Source organism: Acidovorax facilis (genome assembly GCF_023913775.1).
GTDB classification, from domain to species: domain Bacteria; phylum Pseudomonadota; class Gammaproteobacteria; order Burkholderiales; family Burkholderiaceae_C; genus Acidovorax; species Acidovorax facilis.
The window spans coordinates 18,487-36,434 of sequence record NZ_JAMXAX010000004.1 but is presented as its reverse complement, the minus strand read 5'-3'; the positions used below and the strand labels follow the sequence as shown (position 1 = coordinate 36,434).

General features: G+C 65.6%; 19 protein-coding genes. 6 read left to right on the top strand and 13 right to left on the bottom strand.

The features are described from left to right. Positions 1-140: 140 nt before the first annotated feature. From NFX52_RS02555 to trpE, 9 genes are all read right to left on the bottom strand, one after another. Positions 141-857 carry a uracil-DNA glycosylase gene (locus tag NFX52_RS02555; protein ID WP_055395614.1) on the bottom strand — a complete coding sequence of 239 codons (717 nt, stop codon included), beginning with the start codon at positions 855-857 and terminating at the stop codon, positions 141-143. Positions 858-927: 70 nt separating this feature from the next. Continuing rightward, a complete protein-coding gene (trpC, locus tag NFX52_RS02550) occupies positions 928-1,731 on the bottom strand; it encodes an indole-3-glycerol phosphate synthase TrpC (protein ID WP_056065300.1) in 804 nt (267 codons plus the stop codon). Next, a complete protein-coding gene (locus NFX52_RS02545) occupies positions 1,721-1,885 on the bottom strand; it encodes a hypothetical protein (RefSeq protein WP_202907130.1) in 165 nt (54 codons plus the stop codon). Before NFX52_RS02545 ends, trpC begins: the two co-directional genes overlap by 11 nt. Before the next feature lie 7 nt (positions 1,886-1,892). After that, complete coding sequence (trpD, locus tag NFX52_RS02540) at positions 1,893-2,930, bottom strand: anthranilate phosphoribosyltransferase (protein ID WP_055395612.1); 1,038 nt, start codon at positions 2,928-2,930, stop codon at positions 1,893-1,895. A gap of 23 nt (positions 2,931-2,953) precedes the next feature. Further along, positions 2,954-3,619, bottom strand: a complete 666-nt coding sequence (locus tag NFX52_RS02535; protein ID WP_055395609.1) for a LysE family translocator — start codon at positions 3,617-3,619, stop codon at positions 2,954-2,956. A gap of 8 nt (positions 3,620-3,627) precedes the next feature. Then, positions 3,628-4,134, bottom strand: coding sequence for a DinB family protein (locus tag NFX52_RS02530; RefSeq protein WP_055395608.1), 507 nt, complete (start codon positions 4,132-4,134; stop codon positions 3,628-3,630). Then, the gene (locus NFX52_RS02525; protein WP_055395606.1) at positions 4,131-4,715 is read right to left on the bottom strand and encodes an anthranilate synthase component II; all 585 of its coding nucleotides are present in this window, start codon (positions 4,713-4,715) and stop codon (positions 4,131-4,133) included. The genes NFX52_RS02530 and NFX52_RS02525 overlap by 4 nt, the downstream gene beginning before the upstream one ends. Next, complete coding sequence (locus NFX52_RS02520; protein WP_055395605.1) at positions 4,712-5,047, bottom strand: chorismate mutase; 336 nt, start codon at positions 5,045-5,047, stop codon at positions 4,712-4,714. Before NFX52_RS02520 ends, NFX52_RS02525 begins: the two co-directional genes overlap by 4 nt. Continuing rightward, positions 5,044-6,543 (bottom strand): anthranilate synthase component I, encoded by a 1,500-nt coding sequence (trpE, locus tag NFX52_RS02515; RefSeq protein ID WP_055395603.1) that lies wholly within the window; start codon positions 6,541-6,543, stop codon positions 5,044-5,046. Before trpE ends, NFX52_RS02520 begins: the two co-directional genes overlap by 4 nt. 361 nt (positions 6,544-6,904) lie before the next feature. Here trpE and NFX52_RS02510 point away from each other — a divergent pair, with 361 nt between their 5' ends. Continuing rightward, positions 6,905-7,492 carry a chalcone isomerase family protein gene (locus NFX52_RS02510; RefSeq protein ID WP_055395601.1) on the top strand — a complete coding sequence of 196 codons (588 nt, stop codon included), beginning with the start codon at positions 6,905-6,907 and terminating at the stop codon, positions 7,490-7,492. 262 nt (positions 7,493-7,754) lie between these two features. Further along, entirely contained in the window at positions 7,755-9,404 is a 1,650-nt protein-coding gene (locus NFX52_RS02505; RefSeq protein WP_055395600.1) for a methyl-accepting chemotaxis protein, read from the top strand. A gap of 7 nt (positions 9,405-9,411) precedes the next feature. Here the strand turns inward: NFX52_RS02505 and gph are convergent, their stop codons facing one another. From gph to NFX52_RS02490, 3 genes are all read right to left on the bottom strand, one after another. Further along, complete coding sequence (gph, locus tag NFX52_RS02500; RefSeq protein ID WP_238385510.1) at positions 9,412-10,101, bottom strand: phosphoglycolate phosphatase; 690 nt, start codon at positions 10,099-10,101, stop codon at positions 9,412-9,414. Between the two features lie 101 nt (positions 10,102-10,202). Further along, positions 10,203-11,726, bottom strand: a complete 1,524-nt coding sequence (locus tag NFX52_RS02495; protein ID WP_242701060.1) for a hypothetical protein — start codon at positions 11,724-11,726, stop codon at positions 10,203-10,205. Between the two features lie 2 nt (positions 11,727-11,728). Then, positions 11,729-13,087 (bottom strand): SPFH domain-containing protein, encoded by a 1,359-nt coding sequence (locus NFX52_RS02490; RefSeq protein WP_252635369.1) that lies wholly within the window; start codon positions 13,085-13,087, stop codon positions 11,729-11,731. 231 nt (positions 13,088-13,318) lie between these two features. On the opposite strand from NFX52_RS02490, the gene NFX52_RS02485 reads away from it, so the two are divergent. The 3 genes from NFX52_RS02485 (at position 13,319) to NFX52_RS02475 (ending at position 16,664) form a co-directional block, all read left to right on the top strand. Beyond that, entirely contained in the window at positions 13,319-14,017 is a 699-nt protein-coding gene (locus NFX52_RS02485; protein WP_055395592.1) for a response regulator transcription factor, read from the top strand. After that, a complete protein-coding gene (locus NFX52_RS02480; protein WP_055395590.1) occupies positions 14,014-16,143 on the top strand; it encodes a sensor histidine kinase in 2,130 nt (709 codons plus the stop codon). Before NFX52_RS02485 ends, NFX52_RS02480 begins: the two co-directional genes overlap by 4 nt. 128 nt (positions 16,144-16,271) lie before the next feature. Beyond that, on the top strand, positions 16,272-16,664 hold the full coding sequence (locus NFX52_RS02475) for a hypothetical protein (protein ID WP_055395588.1): 393 nt from the start codon (positions 16,272-16,274) through the stop codon (positions 16,662-16,664). Positions 16,665-16,732: 68 nt separating this feature from the next. Here NFX52_RS02475 and rpe read toward each other — a convergent pair whose 3' ends face one another. Beyond that, complete coding sequence (gene rpe / locus NFX52_RS02470) at positions 16,733-17,413, bottom strand: ribulose-phosphate 3-epimerase (protein ID WP_055395586.1); 681 nt, start codon at positions 17,411-17,413, stop codon at positions 16,733-16,735. A gap of 88 nt (positions 17,414-17,501) precedes the next feature. Here rpe and apaG point away from each other — a divergent pair, with 88 nt between their 5' ends. Then, positions 17,502-17,909, top strand: coding sequence for a Co2+/Mg2+ efflux protein ApaG (apaG, locus tag NFX52_RS02465; protein WP_055395585.1), 408 nt, complete (start codon positions 17,502-17,504; stop codon positions 17,907-17,909). Positions 17,910-17,948: the final 39 nt, after the last annotated feature.

Here is a 17,948-nt window from a genome sequence, read left to right as displayed (position 1 = left end):
GTCATCACCCGGCAGCCCCAGGCGAATCGGCCCCCCGGGCACCGTGGCATCCACCGGCACCCCGCCGCGCCAGCAAGGCGAACATTTGTGCCTCCACGTCTGCGTCGGTCATGGCATGCCGGCAATGCTGCAAACCCTGCTCAGTAACCGTGCTGCGCGCGAAAATCCCGCGCCTTGCCAAAGTGCCCGTTGCCAATAAAAGGGACAGGCGGGCGCAGTGCCGACAGGGGCGAGGGGTGGTTGGATGTGAGCACCAGGTGCCCGCGGTCTGCGGGAATCCACGCGCGCTTGGACTGGGCGTGCGAGCCCCAGAGCATGAACACCACCGGGCGCGGGCCTTCAGCCACGTGGCGGATGACGGTGTCGGTCAGTTCCTCCCAGCCCTTGCCTGCATGGCTGGCGGCCTGGCCCTCTTCCACCGTGAGGCAGGTGTTGAGCAGCAGCACACCGTTCTTCGCCCACTTGACCAGGCTGCCGCCGGGGTTCGGGAACGGGGGGAAGGCCACCCCCAGGTCGCGCTGCATTTCCTTGAAGATATTCTGCAGCGAGGGCGGCAGGCGCACGCCCGGCGCCACCGAAAACGCCAACCCCTCGGCCTGGCCCCGGCCGTGGTACGGGTCCTGCCCCAGGATGACCACGCGCACGTCCTCAGGCGGCGTCAGCTCCAGCGCCCGCAGCGGCTGGGGCGGAAAGATCGCCGCACCCGCCTGCAGCCGCGCCTGCAAGAACGCGAGCAACGCCTGCCCGCGTGCGCCAGCAAAAAAGGCGTCCGCCAACGGCTGCCAGCCGGGCGCCACGGACCAGTCGGCGGGGTTGGCGCTTTGGAGTTGGGCCGGGGTCTGGGGAGTTGAATTCATGGTCGAAATAGGCTCTAGCGCTTTACCATCAAGCGCAAGCAGCTATTAAAACAGGAGTTTTCACCCTCTCTCACCCAAAGAGCTTGGCCAGGGCCAGGCCCGGATCGTCCGCCCGCATGAAGGCTTCGCCCACCAAGAAGGCGTGCACACCTGCGTCGCGCATGGCCTTCACATCGGCAGGCTTCAAGATGCCCGACTCGGTGACGAGAAGCCGGTCCGCAGGCACGTCCTTGAGCATGGAGAGCGTGGTGTCCAGCGTGACCTCGAACGTGCGCAAGTTGCGGTTGTTGATGCCGACCAGCGGAGTCTTGAGCTTCAGAGCCCGCTCCAGCTCGGGCCGGTCATGCACCTCCACCAGCACCGCCATGTCCAGGCTGCGGGCAATGGCCTCGAAGTCGGCCATCTGGGCGTCGTCCAGGCTGGCCGCAATCAGCAGGATGGCGTCGGCGCCCATGGCGCGCGATTCGTAGATCTGGTACGCATCCACCATGAAATCCTTGCGCAGCACAGGAAGCAACGTGCTGGCGCGGGCTTGTTTCAGGTAGTCGGGCTGGCCCTGAAAGAACTGCCGGTCGGTCAACACCGACAGGCAGGCCGCGCTCACCTTGCCATCGCCTTCCATGTAGCTCTGGGCAATGTCAGCGGGCTCGAAGTCGGCGCGCAGCACCCCCTTGCTGGGGCTGGCCTTCTTGATCTCGGCAATTACGGCCGCCTGGCCCTTGGCGATCTTGGCGCGCAGCGCGCCTTCAAAGTCGCGCGTGAGCACACGGCTCTCGGCGTCGGCGCGCATGGCTTCAAAGGACAGGCGCTTTTTGGCGGCGGCCACTTCTTCGTGCTTGACGGCGACGATTTTGTTGAGGATGTCACTGCTCATGGTGCGCGGCCTTTGGGTTGTCGGTTTCGGTGTCGTCGGGCTCAGGGGAGCCCTGTTTCAGAATTTTGGTGAACACGCGGTGCATCAAGAACCCGGCCACGATGAAAAGGGCAGAGATGCCCAGTGCAATCCAGGTGCCAGGGTCGCGCCACATGGCCGTGTCAGGCCGCCGTGGCCAGCGCGTGCGTGCGCGTGACCACCTGCTCCAGCTTGGCCAGCGCGGCGCCCGACGCAATCACGGCACGGGCCTTGGCCAAGCCTGCGGGCACCGAATCGACCACATTGGCGGCATACAGTGCCACGCCCGCGTTCAGGCACACGATGTCTTGCGCTGCGCCAGGCTCGCCCTTGAGCACGCCGATCAGCATCTCCCGCGACTGCTCGGGCGTCTCGACCTTGAGCGCGCGATTGCTCGCCATCGGCAGGCCGAAGTCCTCAGGGTGGATTTCGTACTCGGTGATCTGGCCGTTTTTCAACTCACCCACCAAAGTGGCAGCGCCCAGGCTGACTTCGTCCATGCCATCACGGCCGTACACCACCAGCGCGTGCTCGGCGCCCAGGCGCTGCAGCGCGCGCACCTGGATGCCGACGAGGTCGGGGTGGAACACGCCCATCAGGATGTTGGGCGCACCGGCCGGGTTGGTCAGCGGGCCCAGGATGTTGAAGATGGTGCGCACGCCCAGTTCCTTGCGCACCGGGGCCACGTTCTTCATGGCGGGGTGGTGGTTGGGCGCAAACATGAAGCCGATGCCGACTTCAGCGATGCACTGGGCGATCTGCTCGGGTTTGAGGTTGATGTGGATGCCCAGGGCCTCCATCACATCGGCGCTGCCGCTTTTGCTGGATACGCCGCGCCCGCCATGTTTGCTGACCTTGGCACCCGCTGCGGCGGCCACGAACATCGAGCAGGTGGAGATGTTGAAGGTGTTGGCGCCGTCGCCGCCCGTGCCCACGATGTCCACCATATGGGTCGCGTCCTTGACGTGCACCTTGGTACTGAACTCGCGCATCACCTGCGCAGCGGCGGTGATCTCGCCGATGGTTTCCTTCTTCACGCGCAAGCCGGTGATGATGGCTGCGGTCATGACGGGCGACAGCTCGCCATTCATGATGAGGCGCATCAGATGCAGCATTTCGTCATGGAAGATTTCGCGGTGCTCGATGGTGCGCTGTAGCGCTTCCTGGGGGGTGATGGGCATGACGGTGTCTCCTGGGGTGGCGGTCAAGCCGCCGGTTGATCAGTAAAGGCCAGCTTGAGTCCGAAGCCGATGAACATGGCGCCCGCCACGCGGTCCAGCCAGTGCATGCCGCGCTGGATGGCTGTGGCACGGCGCGCCATCCACGAAGCGGCCAGCGCCCAGCCCACATTGACGGGGATGGCGTTCACGTTGAACAGCACGCCCAGCAGCACAAAGGCCAGCGCCTTGTTGTCGGTGCCCGGCGCGATGAACTGCGGCACAAAGGCCAGGAAGAAGATGGCGACCTTGGGGTTGAGCACATTGGTCCAGAAGCCCCCCAGGAACACCTTGCGAAGCGGCGTGTGCGGCGCAGGGGCCGCCTGCGCAGCTGCCAGCGCTGCGCTGTTACCACCATCAGCACCGGGCTTGGACAGCAGCATGCGCACGCCCATCCACATCAGGTAGGCCGCGCCGATCCACTTGAGCACCGTGAACGCCGTGGCCGAGGTGGCCAGCAGCGCGCCCACACCCACGGCGGCCGCAAAGATGTGCACGAAGCACCCGGCCGTGATGCCCAGCCCCGCAACGATGCCCGCGCGTGTGCCGGAACGCAGCGCGTTGGTAACGATGTAGAGCACATCGGGCCCGGGCGTGAGGTTGAGCAGCCAGCCTGCCGCGATGAACATGAGCAGTTGATGAAGTTCGGGCATGGGTGTGTCTACCAGCGTCGGTCAGGTTCCAGGCGGTGCAGGAAGGTCGTCAGCGAATCGCGCGGAGGCTGCACCGCATGCGCAACCAGGATGCGCCCTGCTGCCCCCCGGTGGTACGTGCCATGCACAACCAAGTGGTTCAGGATCTCGCTGCGCGACATGCGCCCCGTGTCGCCGTCGGTGAAGCGGAACGCCACCGGTTCGGCCAGCTGCGCATCGCCCAGCCCGCCCACGTACTGCGCATACCAGTCGTCCGACGCGCGCACGGCCTCGCTCAGGGTGGCCAGCTCCGGCGTTGCATCGGTGTTGGTCGCCTGATAGGCAGTCTGAGGCAGGCCCTGCAGGTGGCTGGCAAAGATGCGGTCCACCACGTAATTGTGGTTCAGGATGCGCACAAACAGCCGGTAATCGTCGGCAGGCAGCGCGCCCTGCGATGCCGCGCCCAGTGCCAGCAGTTCCTGGTTGGCCCACCGCTTGTACTGAAAAAGCTGGGCTAGGCCCTGGGGGGCTGTCATGCGCGCTGCTCCAGAAAGTTCTTGAGCATGGCGTGGCCGTGTTCGGTGAGGATGCTTTCGGGATGGAACTGCACGCCTTCGATCGGCAGCGTCTTGTGGCGCACGCCCATGATTTCGCCGTCGTCGGTCCAGGCGGTCACTTCGAGCACATCCGGGCAGGTGGCACGCTCGATGGCCAGCGAGTGGTAACGGTTGACGGTGAATTGCTCCGGCAGGCCCGCAAACACGCCCTTTTGCGTGGTGGTGATCACGCTGGTCTTGCCATGCATGAGCTCCTGCGCACGGATGATGGTGCCGCCAAAGGCTGCACCAATGGCTTGATGACCCAGGCACACGCCCAGGATGGGCAGCTTGCCGGCAAAGTGCTGGATCGCTGCCACCGAGATACCGGCTTCTGCAGGTGAGCACGGCCCGGGCGAGATGACCAGGCGGTCAAGCTGGCCCGCGTTCAGGCGCACCTCGATCTCGGCCACGGTGATCTCGTCGTTGCGGAACACCTCGACCTCGGCGCCCAGTTCACCAAAGTACTGGACGATGTTGTAGGTAAAGCTGTCGTAGTTATCGACCATCAAGAGTTTCATGCGGCGCTCCCGGCAGTGGCGGGCTCGCGCAGGCGGGCGAACTCGCGGTGTTCATAGGCAATGCAGGCTTCCATGAGGCTGCGGTAGATGGTTTCCATCACGTCGGCGTCGCCGCCTTCGGCCGCTGCACGCTCGCGCACGCGGTCCACGATGGCCTGGATGCGGGCTTCGTCGCGCACTTGCTCTGCGCCTTGCTTGATGCGCGCGGCCTGGGTCATATAGCCCACGCGCTCCACCAGCAGGGGCACCAGCACATCGTCCAGTGCGTTCACTTCGCGGCGCACGTCCTCCATGGTGTTGCAGGGTTTCACTTTGTCGATAGCGTGGGTCATTCCAGCCCCTCCTCCACCAGCTCGGCCGCGCGCAGCAGCGCGCGGGCCTTGTGCTCGGTCTCTTTCCATTCCAGCTCGGGCACCGAATCCGCCACCACACCGGCGGCCGCCTGCACGTAGAGCGTGCCGTTCTTGATGATGCCGGTGCGGATGGCAATGGCCACGTCCATGTCGCCCGCGTAGCTGAGGTAGCCGCAGGCGCCGCCGTAGAGGCCGCGCTTGGTGGGTTCGAGCTGGTCGATGAGCTCCATCGCGTGCACCTTGGGCGCGCCGGTGAGCGTACCGGCCGGGAAGGTCGCCTTGAGCACATCCATGCTGGTCATGCCGTCGTGCAGGATGCCTTCCACGTTGCTCACGATGTGCATCACGTGGCTGTAGCGCTCCACCGCAAAGGCCTCGGTCACCTTCACGGTGCCGGTTTTGGCGATGCGGCCGATGTCGTTGCGCGCCAGGTCGATCAGCATCACGTGCTCGGCGCGTTCCTTGGGATCGTTGATGAGTTCGACCTCGGTGGCCTTGTCCTTCTCGGGCGTGGCGCCACGCGGGCGGGTGCCGGCCAGGGGGCGGATGGTGACCTTGGTGCCCTCGTCGGTCTTCTCCTGGCGCACCAGGATCTCGGGGCTGGCACCCACCACATGGAAGTCGCCAAAGTCGTAGAAATACATGTACGGCGACGGGTTCAGCGAACGCAGCGCGCGGTACAGCGACAGGGGCGACTCGGTGTAGCGCTTGTGGATGCGCTGGCCCACCTGCACCTGCATGAAGTCACCCGCAGCAATCAGCTCCTTGGCGCGGTTCACAGCGGCCAGGTAGTCGGCCTTGGCAAAGTCGCGCTGGGCGGGGTGGCTTTCGGTGGCCTTCACAACCGGGGCGCTCACCGAATACTTGAGCTGCTCTTTCAGCTCGCGCAGGCGCTTCTTGGCGCGGGTGTAGGCCTCAGGCTGGGCCGGGTCGGCGTAGACGATGAGGTAGAGCTTGCCCGAGAGGTTGTCGATGACCGCCAGCTCTTCGCACTGCAGCAACAGGATGTCGGGGCAGCCCAGGGTGTCGGGCGGGCAGGTGGTCTCCAGCTTCTTTTCGATGTAGCGCACCGCGTCGTAGCCAAAGTAGCCCGCTAGGCCGCCACAAAAGCGCGGCAGGCCGGGGCGCAGCGCCACCTTGAACCGCTTTTGGTATGCCTCAATGAAGTCGAGCGGATTGCCCTGGGCGGTTTCGACCACCTGGCCGTCCGTCACGACCTCGGTTTTGGCCTGCGCCCCAAAGCCGCTGGCCCGCAGCAGCGTGCGCGCGGGCAAGCCAATGAAGCTGTAACGCCCGAAGCGCTCGCCGCCGACCACGGATTCGAGCAAGAAGCTGTGCTTGCCGCCGTCCTTGGTGTGCGCCAGCTTCAGGTAGAGCGAGAGCGGGGTTTCCAGGTCCGCAAAGGCCTCGACCATGAGCGGAATGCGGTTGTAGCCTTCGCTGGCCAGGCTTTTGAATTCAAGTTCTGTGATCACGGGGAGGGCTCCCAGCTGTCGCAGCGCGTGTCCCTGTCAATGAAAAAGGGGCGCTGCGGTCCATTCAATCGGCCTCACCGCATCGGGGTGGAGGCCACGGGTGCACGCTGGGGCTGCTGCCCAGGTGCCATCAGGCGTTCAAAGCGACAGGCTGACGCCAGGGCCAGGCTCCCCGGTCGCTGCAACCTGTGATGAACACGTGGTGAATGAACATGGGCCAAAGTGTAGCAAAGCTTTTTTCAGGGCCTGAGTTGACGACTCTCAAGGCGAGATCGCACAACCACTCGAAAACCCTGTTGCGGCCCGGCAGGAGCACTGCAACAATTTGAAACGAACGACCGTTCTTTTTTAGGAGTTGCGCATGAAGTTTCTCCAGCGATGTGCCGCAGCAGCCGTGGCCTGCCTGTTGGCGGCCGGTGCTATTGCCCAGCCCATCACCGTGGCCGACGTCAAGTATGAAGAGACGAGCAGCCTGAGTGGCAGCAGCCTTCAGCTCAATGGCGCAGGGGTTCGCTACAAGGCCGTGTTCAAGGTGTACACCGCAGGCCTGTACCTTGAAAAGAAGGCGTCGACTCCCGCTGAAATCATGGCCCTGAAGGGCCCCAAGCGCATGAGCATCACCATGCTGCGCGAGATCGACTCCACCGAGCTGGGCAAGCTGTTCTCGCGTGGCATGGAGGACAACATGGACCGCGCAGCGTTCTCCAAGCTCATCCCGGGCGTGCTGCGAATGAGCCAGATCTTCTCGGACCACAAGAAGCTGCAGGCGGGCGACCAGTTCATGATCGACTGGATACCCGGTACCGGCACGGTGATCACGGTCAAGGGAAAGCCCCAGGGCGAGCCTTTCAAGGAGCCAGAGTTCTTCAACGCGCTGCTGGGCATCTGGCTGGGCAATGTGCCCGCCGACTGGAAGCTCAAGGACGCCCTTCTGGGCAAGCCTGCGTGACCCCCTGGGACAAACCCCGAGGCACTTCCGCCCGGGGCTGTCCCGCGCCCGACAGACGCACTCCCTACTCGGGAGTAGCCTTTGGACCAGCGAGCACACCCGCACCTCACTGACGAAACAACGGCCTCTTGCTGCGCGCACCCCGCAGTCACTGATGCCACGGCCTGAACCGAGATTTTCGCGCTACCCGCGCCCCGCAACGAGCCGTCTGTAACGCCCCCAATTTTCTGCCCCCAGATACCTTTTTGCGCCAGACCCCACCATGAAACTCAGCAACCTTTCCGTCGGCCTGCGCCTGGGCGCGTCGTTCGGTGCCATCCTGCTCATCACCGCGTTGATTGCCGCCACCGGCATGTGGCGCATCGCGAGCCTGCAAGGCGCTAGCGAACGCGTGGCCACCCAGGAGATCGAGCAGCAGACCCTGGTGGAGAACTGGGCGTCAGACATCCGCCTCAACTGGGTGCGCACCGAGGCCTTCCTCAAGGCCATTGACCGCGACTACATGGAAAAGCTCACGGCCGACACGCAGGCCACAGCCAAAGGCATCGAGGGCAAGGTCCAGCGCATCGAAGGCCTGGTACAGGGAGACAAGAACCGTGCGCAACTGGCCACCATTGCCGCCGCCAGCAAGGCCTACAACGACAAACTCGCCGAGATCCGCGAACTGCACCGTGGCGGCGAGCCCAATGTGCCCACGCTGGTGGACAAGGACTTGCGCCCTCTGGCGGACAAGTACCTCCAATCCCTCGACGACCTGCGCACTGCCATGGCCACGCAACTGGCCGACAGCCAGAGCGACACCAGCACGCTGGCCAAGGCCAGCCAGGTGTTGCTGGGCGTGGGCACACTGATAGCCGTGGCACTGGGGGCGCTATTGGCCTTCACTGTCACACGCTCCATCGTGCAACCTGTGCAGCGGGGCAAGCAGGCGGCAGAGAACATTGCCGATGGCGACCTGACCCACCCCATCGAAGCCAGCGGCAACGACGAAACCGGCCAACTGCTGCAGGCGCTGGCCACCATGCAATCGCGCCTGGCCACCATCGTCGGCAATGTGCGCCACAACGCAGAAGGCGTGGCCACCGCCAGCGTCGAAATTGCATCCGGCAACAACGACCTCTCGGCACGCACGGAACAGCAAGCCTCAGCCTTGCAGCAGACCGCCGCATCCATGGAAGAACTTGGCTCCACGGTGCGCCAGAACGCCGACAACGCGCGCACGGCCAATCAGCTCGCCATGAGCGCATCCACCGTGGCCCAACAGGGAGGCGATGTGGTGGCCGAAGTGGTCGAGACCATGAAGGGCATCAACGACAGCAGCCGCAAGATCGCCGACATCATCAGCGTCATCGACGGCATCGCCTTCCAGACCAACATCCTGGCCCTGAATGCTGCCGTGGAGGCTGCGCGCGCCGGCGAACAGGGGCGCGGCTTTGCCGTGGTGGCCGGGGAAGTGCGCAGCCTCGCTGGGCGCAGCGCTGAAGCCGCCAAGGAGATCAAGGGCCTGATCGGCACCAGCGTGGAGCGCGTGGAGCGCGGCACAGCCCTGGTGGACAAGGCCGGCGCCACCATGAGCGAAGTGGTTGCATCGATCCGCCGCGTGACGGAGATCATGGGCGAGATCAGCGCAGCCAGCAGCGAACAGAGCCAGGGTGTCTCGCAGGTGGGCGAAGCCATCACGCAGATGGACCAGGCCACGCAGCAGAACGCGGCCCTGGTGGAGCAAAGCGCAGCAGCGGCCGACAGCCTCAAGACACAGGCGGGGCAACTGGTAGATGCGGTGGCGGTCTTCCGCCTCTCAGCCAACGCCACCCGCCACGGCGATGCAACGCCCGCCCCCGTGCGCGGCAGCAGCATCAGCGCATCGCGGCTGGACTACCGCGCCGTCGCGCCACGCCAGTTACCCGCCTGAGAGCGGCTCAGGTCAGCTGCGCCAGCGAATCCACAAAACCGTCGGCATCCACGGCCTGAACGGGCGCGCCGTGGTTGTAGCCGTAGGTGACCAGCACCACGGGGCACCCGGCCGCGCGGGCAGCCTGCGCGTCGTTGCTGGAATCGCCCAGCATCAGCGTGCGCGCGGGGGCAGTGCCCAGCGCTTCGCAGGTCTTGAGGAGGGGTAGAGGATCGGGCTTCTTGCGCTCGAAGGCGTCACCGCCAAACACTTTCTCGAAATACCCGTCGAGGCCCTTGGACTTCAGAAGCGGCAGCGCAAAGTCCGTGGGTTTGTTGGTCAGGCAGGCCAGGCGCAGCCCCCGGGCGCGCAGCGCCTTCAGGCCGTCCTCCACACCCCGGTAAACCCCTGCAAACTGGCCATTGATCGCCAGGTAGTGGCGCTGGTAGCTGGCCCAGGCTGCAGGATAGTATGCTTCGCTTTTTATAGCATCTTGCGCAATACCATCAAGCGCCAGCACGTGTTTTAGCACTGATCGCAGCAAATGCTCCGAGCCTTTGCCCACCATGTGTTCGATGTGCAGGGCCTCGATGGCCGGCAGGGCCAGCTCACGGAGCATGCGATTGATCGCCTCGTTGAAATCCCCCATGGTGTCCACCATGGTGCCGTCCAGGTCCACGATGACGGCATCTACACGGGACAGCAGAGAAGACAACATGGGGTCGGCGGCGTGGGACATAAGGCAGAAAGACGGAAGAGGAAAAAGTTGCCCAAGTTTAAGGAACCGATGAAGCCTTCTTCCTCCCGCCCACCCTGCACTCAGCGCAAGCTCAGCGTCTGCCGCTTCCACGCAGGGTCTTGCCAGCGCTGGAACAAAGGCAGCGCCGCCACATCCCCTGTGACCCGCTCAGTGGTCAGGCCGTCCAACCGCACCACCTCAAAGCTCTTGCGGTAGCGCCCCTGGCCCCGCGCCTCGCGTGCCACCAGCATCTGCTGTCCGCCGGGCACCCATCCGGCCCATTCGGCAACACCGGTTTCTGGCGTGGTGGCCGCTGGCGGCAGCACATCGGCGAGCCAGCCGCCTTCGGTCTTGCGCAGCACCCACAGCTCGCGCCAGCCTTCCAGGGGTTGCACGGCCAGGGCCACCGCCGTGCCTTCGCGGTTGGTGCTGGCCGACGCAGACCAGACCACGCCATAGGTGCAACGGCGCAGCAGCGGGGCCTGGGCCGTGTGCTGGGAATCCACCAGCAGCACACAGGTTTCACCGGGAGCGCCGGGCTCGGTCACCAGGGTCGGGCGGGCTGCTTTGGACGGGGCCGCTGGCGCGGTAGTGGGCACCAGTGCCCAGCGCACCGCACTCACCCGCATGGCAGCGTCGTTGTAGTTGCTTTGATCCTCGTCGGGCAGGTCGGCCTTGCTCACGCCGGCGAACTCGGTCAGCGCGCGCGCAGCAGCGGCAGCCACCGCTGGATCTGCAACATTTTTGCGCGCCTGCTCGAAAGCCGTGGCGCCCCACACGCTGGCGCGGCGCATCTGTACGCGGTTGCGCAGGTAGGGCGGCAAGCCGGCAACGTCCACACGCTCCAGCACATCGACCTGCCAGGCGTGCACCCTGGCGCGTTCGTGGGCTGGCAGGTCGGGGTTGATGCACTCTGGCCGCGTCAGCGCCAGGGCGGCGCGGGCGCGCTGGGCGGCATCGGCCACCGGCATGGCCAGCACGCGGCGAAAGGCTTCGCCTTCATAGCAAACCTGCATGCGGCCCTCCACCTCATAGGTGGCAAAACGCACGCCGTAGGCATTGGCCACATCCAGGTGCGCGGACAGCCTGGCCCCCGAAGCCTTGCCCGGCACGGCCACCGAGGCGCGACGTGCAAGCCGGTCGGCGAACGTGCCCAGCGCATCAAAAGCCTGCGCGCCCTCGACACCCGCCAGCAGCTGGCCGGGAGCCGCCTGCAGGTACGCGGCGGTGAGGCCAATCCCCAGCGCCTCAGCACCCGGCGTGTCTTGCATAAAACGCAGCACAGCCAGCAACGCGGGGCCTTCGGCCTCGGTCAGTGCCATGCGGCGCACATCGCTGGCGCGGATGAAGCCGCCGCGCTCACGCTTGTGGTCCCACACCTGCAGGTAATCCAGGCGCTCGCCGCGCACCTCCAGCACCTCGCCCTGCCACAGGCTGGCCTGCTGCTGGGCGCCATCGCGCGGCGCGGCACGCAGGCTGGCCTGGTCCTGCACCACGATGGCACTGCCCAGGGCATTGGCCGAAGCAGGAGGCACGGCGGCAGAGGCCACCGTGACTGCAGCGCTGGCGACCGCTGCAATGAAGGTCAAGGTCGTGAGATTCATGTTCACTGCTCCACAGCCTGGACAGTGGAGGCGTCGTCGGCAACGCCCGCAGCCTGTACAACACCGGCTTGCGCATTGCGGCTGCCGCCCAACAGCGCCGCGCCGATGAAATCACCGTTGGTCGGAGGCGGAGCGATGATGACCTGGATCTTGTCGGAGAGCTTGTCGGCAAGCGTCTTCTGGATGAGCAGCGGATGCTTGGTGACCAGAGCTCCTTCGCGCGCCATCTGCTCGGCGTTCACCTTGCCAATGCGGTCCATACGGTAGGCCTCGGCCTCAGCCAGCTTCTGACGGGCATCCGCCTCGCCGTTGGCTTCGATGCGGCGGGCCTGGGCGCTGCCCTCGGCGGCCTTGATGCGCGATACCTTTTCGGCCTCGACCTCCAGCTGGCGCTGCTCGATCTGGCGCTGCTTGAAGGGCAGCACATGTTTCATCGCCTCTTCCTGGGCGCGGGCGGCGATCACCTGCTCGCGGGCCGCAGCTTCAGCAGCCACTTCGCGGCGCACCTTGTCGGCGCTGGCGTCCAGCTCGGTTTCTTTCACACGCTTGTCTTTCAGCTCCAGCGTGTAGCGCATCTTCTCGGACGCCAGCTCTTCGGCCAGCAGGCTGTCCATGCCACGGCGGTATTCGGCGGGCAGGTCCACCTTGCCGATCTGCACGTGGCGCAGAAGCACGCCATCGGCCGCCAGACGCGTGCGCAGTTCGGTCTCGATGATTTGTGCGATCTCGGCACGCTTGGACGAGAAAATTTCACGCACGGTGTAGCGGGCAAAAACCTTGTAGACCAACCCCTGCACGGCAGGTGCCACGATGTCGGCGTCCACGTCATCAGGCAGGCGGCCAGCCTTGACGGTTTCGGAGGCAGGATCGAGTGCGTAGCGCACACTCAGGTCGAGCCCGAACGACAGGCCTTCCACCGATTGAAGTGGTGCGCTGCCATTGGCCTGGCGCATGGCTTCAGGGCGATAGCTCTGGTCCCGCAACGAGAAAATGCGCACGCTGTGGAGACCGGGGATCACCCACATGCTGCCATCACGCCACTGGCTCACCGAACCGGTGAACTGGTTCATGCGGACCGCCAGCTCACCCTGGCCCAGCTGCTGCACCGGCGGGTGGCGAACCACCAGGGCACCCGCGCCCACCACCATGGCACCGGCCACCATCCAGCGCACCGTGCTGGCCGTGGGCAGCAGGTAGGCCCAGTGGATGCGCCCTGCGTCCACGTCTGCGGATGCTGGCATGGCAGCTTCCGCCTGCAAAGGTGCCGCGTCTTGCGGCCATTCGCCGCTGGCGTCCAGCGGGCGGGGGGCAGCATTGCGGCCACGCAGGGCTTGTACGATGCGGTTCCAGGCGGTTTTCATGGTGTTTCTCTCTCTCTCGGTAGGGTGTGATTTGTTGTCTGCTTCTGAGCGGCCTCACCGGGCTGCTCATTGGGGACTGATTCTTCGGTTTCACCCCGGAAGCAACAACGCAGCGCGCACCCCAAAGCCCTCACGCCCGCCGCACAAACACTCCGGGCCCGGAAGAAACCTTCACACCCGGCAAGCAAGGCGCCCCGGATAATCGACGCACCCTTACTCCGCGCCCCGCCCATGACCCGCATTGCCGTGATCGAAGACGACCTGCCCACCAGCAACCAGCTGGCGGGCTGGATTGCCAGTGCGAAGAGCGGCATCGTGATTGACCAGTGGTTCACGCGCGACGACGCCGAAGCCGCCCTGGCGCGCGAGCACTACGACGCCGTGGTCCTTGATATCGAACTGGGCCGTGAGCGCCATGCGGGCGTGGCGCTCATCAACGCCATCAACAAGCGCCGCCAGGGCACACCGGTGCTGGTGGTGTCGGCCATGCCTGCGGCCATCTACCGCAGCATCATGAAGGCGCTGGACGCGTGGGACTACCTGCAAAAGACCACGTTCGAGGAGGCCGACTTCATCGAGACCTTTCTCGACATCCTGCGCACCACGCAGGCACAGACTCCGACCCGCGCAGCACCCGCCCCGGCGGGCGATGCACTGGTGCTGGACCCGCTGTGGCAGCGCTCCCCCACCTGGCGCGGCGAGCGCATCAACCTGCCGCTGACGGCCCAGCGCATCCTGGCCACGCTGCACCAGCGCAGTGGCGAGGTGGTGTCATACGACGAACTTTTTGAGGTGGTGAAAAGCGGGCGCAACCGCGACAACGTGCGCAAGCACGTCAGTACCATCCGCGAGGCGTTGCGCGAGGTGGACCCCAGCTTTGAAGGCATTGAGAACGTGCCCATGCGCGGCTTTCGCTGGACTGGCAAGTGAAGCGTCTGCTCCGCCACCCCGCGCTGGAGATGCCCCGCCTGGGGCTGCCCGCCTTTCGGTTGCGGATTCTGGTGCGCGGTGTGTTTGTGCTGCTGGCACTAGCCACCGTCGCGCTAAGCGTGGTGCTGCTCAAGGAAGAAAAGGAGCGTGGCTGGCAAAGCTACCAGCATGGCTTCGCGCGCAGCCAGTCCGAGGTCATGGCCCGTCTGCGCCACCCCTCTGGGCAGTTGGCTTTGCTCAATGCGGGCAACCGTGGCGCCGGCCCCGCGCCGCTGGCGCCCCTGCTGCTGCCCTACGCGGCGCTGGACTTCGATGACCAGAACAAGGCCCAGCAGGCCGTGGAGATGGCAGGCTGCGCGGTGCAGTACCCCGACGGCTCATCGGTCTGCGCGGCCATCGGCAACAACCCCTATGCCGGGGGCTTCATTTACCTGGTGGGCAGCTTCTACGCGGGCGAGCTGGTGCCCCGCGAACGTGGCGCACTGGATCTGCAGGCCGTGCACCGCGCCCGCATCACGCTGGACATGCGCGGCGCTTCCTACCGCTGGGTGGCGCCTTTTGAAACACTGCCACCCCAGGGCACGATCAGCACCCGGGGCCGCCTGACGGGCTTTGTGGACAGCGGTGAAGAATCCCTGGATGCCCGCGCGCGGCCAGTGCGGGATTTTCGCGGCTGGCTCTGGCAGAACGGCCAGTGCCGGGATCTGGCGGGCGCCGTGCCCGATTGCCTGCGCCGCACCTTCTACTCCATCCGCCTGCCGGTGGAGCTGTTCCGCGAAGCGCTGTTTGACAAGCAGCGCCTGGTCTGGCCGCCACAGGATCTTGGCAACATGCGCGTGCGGGTGGAAATGCTGGCGCCCGGCACAGGCGCAGCGCTGTTCGACAGCAATGCCCCCGGTGCCCAGGGTGCGGCTTCGCTGGCGGATGTGGCGCGCACCCTGCTGCCCGGCGAACAGGTGCAGATCCGCAAGCTGGGCACGAGCGACAGCGAAGCGATCACACTCAAGGGTTCCGAAGTGCAGGCAGACCCGTCGGCGCCCTGGCTGCTGCGCCTTATCAGCTGGCTGCCGCTGGAGTGGCAAGCCGCTGGCGATCATCAGGCGCAGCCGGTACCGGCCGGCCTCGACATTCTGGACACCCCGGCGGGCAACTATGCCGTCACCTTTACCGGCAACCTGCGCGGCGTGGAGCAGGGCCTTGCCGCCGTGGCCACCCGCATGTCGTGGTACCTGGGCGCCATGCTCGCGGCCATCGCGCTGGCCTGGCTGGTGGTGGAGGTGGGCCTCATCCGCCGCGTGACCGCCCTCACCCGCCGCGCGGCAGCGGTTTCGTACAACGTGCAGGACGGGCACATCGGCCCCCGCCTGGGCGACCTAGACGTGTCGGACCTGCGCGGATCGGACGAGCTGGGCATTCTGGCTGGCGGCCTGGCCGACCTGCTCCAGCGTGTGAAAGACGATATCCAGCGCGAACAGTTGCGCGCCCAGCAGGAGCGCGACATGTGGCATGCCGTGGGGCACGAGATCATGTCCCCCTTGCAATCGCTCATGGTGCTGCACGGCAGCGCCGACGACCCGGGCCACCGCTACATCCAGCGCATGCAACAGGCCGTGCATGTGCTGTATGGCACGGCCTCCCCTGCAGAGGCCTTGCAGGCGGCCGACGTGCCGCAGGGTCGGCTGGACCTGGATGCCTTCCTGCGCCACGTGGCCAACAACGCGCACTTTGCAGGCATCGACAACGTGGTCTATGAAGGAGGGGCGGGCCCGGTCATCGTTCGGGCGGACGAATTTGCATTGGAAGACGTGGTGACCCACATCCTGCGCAATGCCGACCGCTACCGCCCGCCGGGCACGGCCATCACGCTGACGCTGGCGGCCTCCGAGTCGACTGCCAGCGCCACGCTGCGCAACCAGGGTGTCACCATTGCCGAGGATCTGCTGGGGCGCATCTTTGAGCTGGGGGTGTCCGACCCCAGCCTTCCCATGCCCGACGGCGAGTGCGGGCACCGGGGCCAGGGCCTGTTCGTGGCCAAGACCTACATGGCCAAGATGGGTGGCACGATCAACGCGCGCAATACGGCCGACGGCGTGGCCTTCGTCCTGACTTTTCAGCGCCTGGGCTGACCAGGCCCGAAACACGCGCCCCGCGCACGGCAGGGGGCGGCACTGTCCGACAGCGGCGCGCAGCAGTGGGGCCTACCCTGCAGGCATACGTTCAGACCACTGTCTGCGATTGCCCCAGGAGCCCTTTCATGAAACGCATTCCCTTTGCCACCCCCCTCTTCACCGCCGCCTTGTTGCTGGCCTGCGCGGGTGCATTCGCACAAACGCCGCCTCAGGACGCGCGGGCACGCTATGAGCAGGAGCGGGAAAAGTGCATGACCAACAACACCCAGGACAGTCTGGCCACCTGCCTGCGCGAGGCCAACAACGCGCTGGATGCTTCGCGCAAGGGCGATCTGAGCAACCCTGGAGCCGCCGCAAACGACAACGCCACACAGCGTTGTGCTGCGTTCCAGACGGCTGCCGACCAGGCTGATTGCATGCGCCGTGTGCAAAGCAGCCCGGCGAGTGGCTCGGTGTCCGGCGGCGGCGTGTTGCGTGAATCGACCACCACGACGATCACCGTCCCTGCACAACAATAACCAAGCTCCAGGAAGGCGTGGTCTGTGAAAACGGCCACCGCGCAAAGTCTGCGCAGCGGCTCAGGAGATCACCCCAGTTCTGCGCGCATCGCGTCGATGACGCCTTGGTAGTCCGGCTTGCCAAAGATGGCGCTGCCCGCCACAAAGGTGTCAGCACCCGCATCGGCCACGCGGCGGATGTTGTCGGTCTTGATGCCGCCATCCACTTCCAGGCGGATGTCCTTGCCCGAGGCGTCGATGCGCTTGCGCACAGCTTCGATCTTGCGCAGGGCCGAGTCGATGAAGCTCTGGCCGCCAAAGCCGGGGTTCACGCTCATGATGAGGATGAGGTCGATGTCGTCGATCACCCAGTCGAGAACGTCCAGCGGCTCCGCCGGATTGAACACCAGGCCGGGCTTGACGCCCTTGGAACGGATGGCCTGGATGCTGCGGTGCACATGGCCCGAGGCATCGGGGTGAAAGCTGATGTAGTCCGCACCCGCGTCGGCAAACGCGGCGGCCAGGGCGTCCACCGGCTGGATCATCAGGTGCACATCGATCGGTACGGCCACACCGGCGGCGGTCTTGGCATGGGGCTTGAGCGCCTGGCACACCATGGGGCCGAAAGTGAGGTTGGGCACGTAATGGTTGTCCATCACGTCGAAGTGGATCCAGTCTGCGCCAGCGGCAATGACATTGCGCACCTCTTCACCCAGGCGGGCGAAGTCGGCAGAGAGGATGGAGGGGGCGATTCGGAATGTGCGGCTCATCCTCCGATTGTCGCAAAGCGCAGAAGCCCTGGGGTTTTACCCCACGGGCATGCACTTTTTACGAATCTCCACGGTTACCATTCGCCCCATGCCAAAGTACCAGTTTGACGTGGAAGTGCTGCCCGAATACCTGCCCGAGCAGTCTGCGCCGGACACGGGGGTGTTCAGCTTCGCTTACACCATCACCATCACCAATTCCGGGGAAACGCCTGCGCAGCTGATTTCGCGCCACTGGATCATCAGTGACTCCCGGGGCCACACCGAAGAGGTCAAGGGCCTGGGTGTGGTGGGCCACCAGCCGCTGCTCAAGCCAGGGGAATCGTTCCAGTACACCAGCGGTTGCCGGCTGCGCACCTCCAGCGGCACCATGCACGGCACCTTTCACTGCGTGGCCGAAGATGGCGAGCCTTTCAACAGCCCGGTGCCGTTGTTCGTGCTGGAGGCGATCAGCCACGGCCCTTCGGGCGAACCTTTCAGCGGCCGGGTGCTGCATTGAAGCGCTATTGCCCCCACACTCCCCACTCCGTGTGGTCGC

What these genes read in the sequence shown, in the direction of transcription:
- NFX52_RS02555 (WP_055395614.1), bottom strand. Translation starts at nt 857, where the DNA reads ATGAATTCAACTCCCCAGACCCCGGCCCAACTCCAAAGCGCCAACCCC.
- trpC (WP_056065300.1), bottom strand. Translation starts at nt 1,731, where the DNA reads ATGAGCAGTGACATCCTCAACAAAATCGTCGCCGTCAAGCACGAAGAA.
- NFX52_RS02545 (WP_202907130.1), bottom strand. Translation starts at nt 1,885, where the DNA reads ATGTGGCGCGACCCTGGCACCTGGATTGCACTGGGCATCTCTGCCCTT.
- trpD (WP_055395612.1), bottom strand. Translation starts at nt 2,930, where the DNA reads ATGCCCATCACCCCCCAGGAAGCGCTACAGCGCACCATCGAGCACCGC.
- NFX52_RS02535 (WP_055395609.1), bottom strand. Translation starts at nt 3,619, where the DNA reads ATGCCCGAACTTCATCAACTGCTCATGTTCATCGCGGCAGGCTGGCTG.
- NFX52_RS02530 (WP_055395608.1), bottom strand. Translation starts at nt 4,134, where the DNA reads ATGACAGCCCCCCAGGGCCTAGCCCAGCTTTTTCAGTACAAGCGGTGG.
- NFX52_RS02525 (WP_055395606.1), bottom strand. Translation starts at nt 4,715, where the DNA reads ATGAAACTCTTGATGGTCGATAACTACGACAGCTTTACCTACAACATC.
- NFX52_RS02520 (WP_055395605.1), bottom strand. Translation starts at nt 5,047, where the DNA reads ATGACCCACGCTATCGACAAAGTGAAACCCTGCAACACCATGGAGGAC.
- NFX52_RS02510 (WP_055395601.1), top strand. Translation starts at nt 6,905, where the DNA reads ATGAAGTTTCTCCAGCGATGTGCCGCAGCAGCCGTGGCCTGCCTGTTG.
- NFX52_RS02505 (WP_055395600.1), top strand. Translation starts at nt 7,755, where the DNA reads ATGAAACTCAGCAACCTTTCCGTCGGCCTGCGCCTGGGCGCGTCGTTC.
- gph (WP_238385510.1), bottom strand. Translation starts at nt 10,101, where the DNA reads ATGTTGTCTTCTCTGCTGTCCCGTGTAGATGCCGTCATCGTGGACCTG.
- NFX52_RS02495 (WP_242701060.1), bottom strand. Translation starts at nt 11,726, where the DNA reads ATGAATCTCACGACCTTGACCTTCATTGCAGCGGTCGCCAGCGCTGCA.
- NFX52_RS02490 (WP_252635369.1), bottom strand. Translation starts at nt 13,087, where the DNA reads ATGAAAACCGCCTGGAACCGCATCGTACAAGCCCTGCGTGGCCGCAAT.
- NFX52_RS02485 (WP_055395592.1), top strand. Translation starts at nt 13,319, where the DNA reads ATGACCCGCATTGCCGTGATCGAAGACGACCTGCCCACCAGCAACCAG.
- NFX52_RS02475 (WP_055395588.1), top strand. Translation starts at nt 16,272, where the DNA reads ATGAAACGCATTCCCTTTGCCACCCCCCTCTTCACCGCCGCCTTGTTG.
- rpe (WP_055395586.1), bottom strand. Translation starts at nt 17,413, where the DNA reads ATGAGCCGCACATTCCGAATCGCCCCCTCCATCCTCTCTGCCGACTTC.
- apaG (WP_055395585.1), top strand. Translation starts at nt 17,502, where the DNA reads ATGCCAAAGTACCAGTTTGACGTGGAAGTGCTGCCCGAATACCTGCCC.